This is a genomic window from Zhongshania sp., from assembly GCF_041623545.1.
GTDB lineage: Bacteria > Pseudomonadota > Gammaproteobacteria > Pseudomonadales > Spongiibacteraceae > Spongiibacter.
Map to the genome: position 1 here is coordinate 1 of NZ_JBFJWS010000261.1, position 4,540 is coordinate 4,540.

Consider the following 4,540-nt stretch of genomic DNA (forward strand, 5'->3'; position numbering starts at 1 on the left):
CACTTTTTCAGGCTGGTGCTGTAATAAACCGGCATCTAAATAGGTTTCTGCAATTGCAATCAAATCACTTCGAAGCTCACTCATATTTATGTCTCAACACTATTATTAAACATTATTCTGCTGCCACACCTTTGACTCCGACAACGCTAAATTTTGCTGAGCCTTGGGATCAAAATTTTATTCACAACGATGTCGCGCAATTGCGCCAACGATAAGACACTCGACAAAGATAACGGTCCGCTCGACAACTTCTTCACCGCGCTCGGGCTTTTCTAAGTAATCCAATGCTGCAAAAAGTGTGTGCTGCGCGATTAAATGCGTCAATGTCAGTAACATTTGATAATCAGGCAGTAGCTCTTGCAATCCAAGTAAACTCAAATCCTCCGCGCTATCGGCCGCAAACTCATCTAACATCTTTTGCAGCGCCTCGCGGAGACTCGGTAGGCCACCGTGAATTTCACGAGCGCAAAAAATTACCCCGAGAGGATGCTCCTGCACATACTCAAAATAACGCTGCGTAGATGCCCGAATCATATCCTTTGGGTCTCTTTTCGCATTTCTGCGGGCCATTCGAAGATCGGCGCGCAATTGGGTAGATAGCGGTTCTACCAAAGCCACAGCAACTTCGTCGATCGACTTAAAGTGTCGATATATCGCGGTATGGTGCATACCTGCTTCCCGCGCCAACTCTCTTAGCCCCAAGTTAGCAATGGATCGGTTTCGAGCACCGAGACGCAGAGCCGCCTTCAATAGCCGCTCACGCCCACCACCAACCTCTGTGGTAGAAGGGTTGGTTTTTAAGCCCGCCTCCTTAGGTACATTTTTTTTTAACTTCGCACTCACGGCTGCTGTCCAAACATGAATAATGGTCCGAACCGAGATTAGACGAGATTGACAGCGATGTCACCAAGTGGTTATATTCGGCTTTGTCACCATGTGGTGACAATATGACATAGTCATAAAAATAACAAAGCGCCGCGCGCTGGCATTATCGATCGCCCCCACGCAATAGTGAACGCTCTATAAGCCGCGATAACGGTTTCACTAGGTTTATAAAATAAAAATTACAAGGAATTATTTATGCGCAAAACTCCACGCTTGCTCACTCCAAATAAGCGATTAATTTTTATTTATTCCCTTTTTATCATTGTTCAGGCCAGCTGCGGCGGCAACAGCAGTAGCTCGAACCCGCCCCCGACCGACACAGAGATTAGGCAATCAGCAAATTTCGAGAACATACCGCAAAGCGCGTTTTGGGTTGATAGCCTAGAAGACGGGGTAGATGAAACGCCAGGCGACCTGATATGCGCGACCGAGCAAGGCACGTGTACTCTGCGCGCGGCAATTATGGAAGCAAATGCTAGTGAACTGAATGCCGAGGGCGCCCCACACACCATTGCAATCCCTAAAGGCGTGTATGTACTAAGTATACCCAATGCTCTCACTACCGGTGATCTCGGGCTTGATGCCGCCATTGCTAGACCAATCATTTCAAGTGAGGCCACTGGATCTCTAGATATTATGGCGCCGATGACCATTAGAGGTGAAAGCGCCCGCGAAACGGTCATCGATGCCCAACAGCTTGACCGTGTATTCGAAGTTCATCGCGGCGCCAACACCTTGTTAACAGACATGACCATTACTGGCGGCGAAGGCAATACCATGGGTGGCGGAATATACTCTCAAGCTCACTTAGCACTGTGGCGGGTTTGGGTCACTAGGAATACCTCCAGTGGTGGCGGCGGTATTTTTGTCAATCCACTTGGCAGCCTTGAATTGAACGACAGCACCGTTAGTCACAATACTGCTATGGGTCAGGCTGGCGGTATTCGAATCGACACAAGGGGTACCATCACAAATTCAACCATCAGCCACAATGAGGCTCTTGGTTTAGCTGAGCCACTACCCATGGGTACCGGTGTGCCATTCTCCTTCTCACAAGGCGGTGGCATCGATATTCGGGGAATCGGCACAACCATCCGGAACTCAACGATTGTCTTTAATAGCTCCCCTCAAGGCGGGGCCGGTATACACTTTGATACCGCATATATAGATGCCCTTCCTGACCCAGTAACCGCCGCCGCAGACGTCCCGCATTTTGACCTTATTTTAGAGAACACCATCATTGCGAATAATATTTCTGATGTACCTGAGGGTGATTGCTTAACGACGGTTGGTGTATCGAGAATTTTGTCCCAGGGCAATAATATTGATAGTGATGGCAGCTGTGGATTACATCAAGTCGGCGACATACCTGGTGCTGAACCATTCCTAGCCGAGCTAGCCGACAACGGCGGCGCGACAGACACCCATGCATTATTACCATCGAGCCCGGCGTTAAATGCAGGAAAAATTGAAACCTGTACAACAGTTGACCAGCGCGGAATAGCCCGCGGCGAAAATAATCGCTGTGATATTGGCGCCTTCGAATCAGTAAAATAAATCGGAAAAAGAAGATGACAAGTAAACTAAATAGTATTGGCAAGTACAAAATATCAACTGCATTTATTGGCGTTTTAATCATACTTCAAAGCGCATGTGGCGGCAGCTCGGGTAACCCTTCGTCGAACCAAAGCCAAAGTGGAAGTGAAATCCAGCAAGAGAGCCAAGATAACTCACCGCCATACAGTCCCGCCTCGCCAGGTACTTTTATTGTCGATTACGAAGGTGACGAGCCGGATGTATTACAAGGCGACGGCGTCTGCGAGACAGCGACTGGAGGCTGCAGTTTACGCGCGGCTGTTCAAGAGTCTAACGCCACCCTTCTGCTGACTACAAACCCACTTACCCACACCAATGTCATCATTCTGCCACCGGGCCACTATAAGTTTATAGAGCCACCACTTATTCCTACCGTGGTAGCCGAAGGAACCTCAGATGCAGGCATGCTATCCGTACTGGGTTCAACAAATATTCGCGGCGCTGGCGCCAGAAAAACCATTCTCGATGGCAATGGCATCGATAGGGTATTTGGTGTTGGCCCAAACGCAATACTTACTATCTCTGATCTTACCGTCACTGGGGGCTCCGCCAGCGGCATCTTTAATCAAGGTCAACTCACCGTTACACGATGCACAATCACCCGCAATACTAGTGGCTATGGCGGCGGTATTTTCAATACACCAAGCAGCTCGGCAATCATAGACTCCAGCACCATCAGCCATAATACTGCCGAAAGCGAAGGCGGTGGCATTCGCTTTGACGCCGCAGGCTTAGTGATTAATTCAACAATAAGTAACAATCGCATCTTAGAAGACTGCTGCTCGGATAGCACTGGCGACGGCGGCACCCAAGGCGAAGGTGGCGGTATAGACGCCCGCGGAGGTGGGCCAGTCACCATCATTAATTCAACCATCGTCAACAACCATGCAGTTATCGGTGGCGGCGGCGTAAATATAGCCACCTCTTATCAGGGCGACCCAGGTGGTGTCTTTGACGCAATAGGTAGCGAAGTATTCGGACGACCAATTGAGTTGATAAATACTATTATCGCTGGAAACACGTCTACTCGCGGCCCAGCTAACTGTAAAAATACTATCGCGGCAATTCACTCTATGGGCGGCAATATTTCTGATGACGATAGCTGTAAACTCGACTTTAGCAATGACCGAATAGAGACAAACCCAGATCTAGGAGAGCTCGCAAATAATGGTGGTCCAACCGACACCCACGCGCCATACGCTACAAGCCCAGCGCGCGATAATGGCTTAGCAGACCGGTGCCCCGCCCAGGATCAACGAGGCCAACAGCGGGAATTCTCATGTGATAGTGGCGCAGTCCAGGACGAAACCTAACTCAACTTTGCGGCCACATCTTTCATAAAAGCGCGGCGACTAAACAAGCGAAACACCGTCTATCTCTGTTACAGTCGCCGCATTCGCGCGTTCAATAATTTTCACTAGGGTTGACTGAATGGTCTCATCCTCACGCGCGTCATGCTCGCAATGAAATTTTTGTTCTTGGGGAGTATCCCCCTCTTCCATAACAAACGAAATAACGACTTCGCTGGCGATATCTGAGGTTTTACCAAAGTACGCGAGCGAAATGAGGGGATAACCATGGAAGCCCTTCCTCCCCTGTTTAGCGATCCGCTTTCTCGCTTTGTCTACATTCATTATTTTATCCATCTCGCGGCTATTTCAAAGACAGTATACCCATAGCCGCGAACAGGCAATCGCGTATTTAGAGGAGCGCTTAAGGCTAGGCTGGAGACGTTGAACGCTAAGTGCCTGAGAGACGCTTAACGGAAGACGGAAGACGCTAAGACTTAAAAGCCCCAGTAGGTTTCCTACTGGGGCTTTTAAGTGAGATTGGCAAATGGCTGCGGCTTGGTTTTGACTTTATCTTTTGCGTCTCCCGTCTAGCGTGGCGCTGTTGGGGGTACTGCGGGCGTTAAAAAGGCTTAGGGCGGACTGCGGTTCTTAATTGAGTGCGGTGCGTAATGATGACCTACTTTGTGTTGGAAGCGGCGCTTCCAATCGCTGCGCGACGCCTTCGCTACGCTACGTCGCACCTCCGCCGTACCTGCGGTACAGGCTGC

The 4,540-nt window shown here is 49.6% G+C and carries 4 protein-coding genes; 2 read left to right on the top strand and 2 right to left on the bottom strand.

Annotation, left to right across the window (positions count from 1 at the left end):
• Nucleotides 1–177 precede the first annotated feature (177 nt).
• Nucleotides 178–843, bottom strand: a complete 666-nt coding sequence (locus ABYT30_RS15935; protein ID WP_373097473.1) for a TetR family transcriptional regulator — start codon at nt 841–843, stop codon at nt 178–180.
• Between the two features lie 237 nt (nt 844–1,080).
• Between ABYT30_RS15935 and ABYT30_RS15940 the strand changes: the two genes are divergently transcribed.
• Both ABYT30_RS15940 and ABYT30_RS15945 read left to right on the top strand, forming a co-directional pair.
• A complete protein-coding gene (locus ABYT30_RS15940) occupies nt 1,081–2,442 on the top strand; it encodes a choice-of-anchor Q domain-containing protein (protein ID WP_373082108.1) in 1,362 nt (453 codons plus the stop codon).
• 14 nt (nt 2,443–2,456) lie between these two features.
• On the top strand, nt 2,457–3,794 hold the full coding sequence (locus ABYT30_RS15945) for a choice-of-anchor Q domain-containing protein (protein WP_373097474.1): 1,338 nt from the start codon (nt 2,457–2,459) through the stop codon (nt 3,792–3,794).
• Between the two features lie 39 nt (nt 3,795–3,833).
• On the opposite strand, the gene ABYT30_RS15950 is transcribed toward ABYT30_RS15945, so the two are convergent.
• The gene (locus ABYT30_RS15950; protein ID WP_373097475.1) at nt 3,834–4,115 is read right to left on the bottom strand and encodes a hypothetical protein; all 282 of its coding nucleotides are present in this window, start codon (nt 4,113–4,115) and stop codon (nt 3,834–3,836) included.
• Nucleotides 4,116–4,540: the final 425 nt, after the last annotated feature.

What these genes read in the sequence shown, in the direction of transcription:
- ABYT30_RS15940 (WP_373082108.1), top strand. Translation starts at nt 1,081, where the DNA reads ATGCGCAAAACTCCACGCTTGCTCACTCCAAATAAGCGATTAATTTTT.
- ABYT30_RS15945 (WP_373097474.1), top strand. Translation starts at nt 2,457, where the DNA reads ATGACAAGTAAACTAAATAGTATTGGCAAGTACAAAATATCAACTGCA.
- ABYT30_RS15950 (WP_373097475.1), bottom strand. Translation starts at nt 4,115, where the DNA reads ATGAATGTAGACAAAGCGAGAAAGCGGATCGCTAAACAGGGGAGGAAG.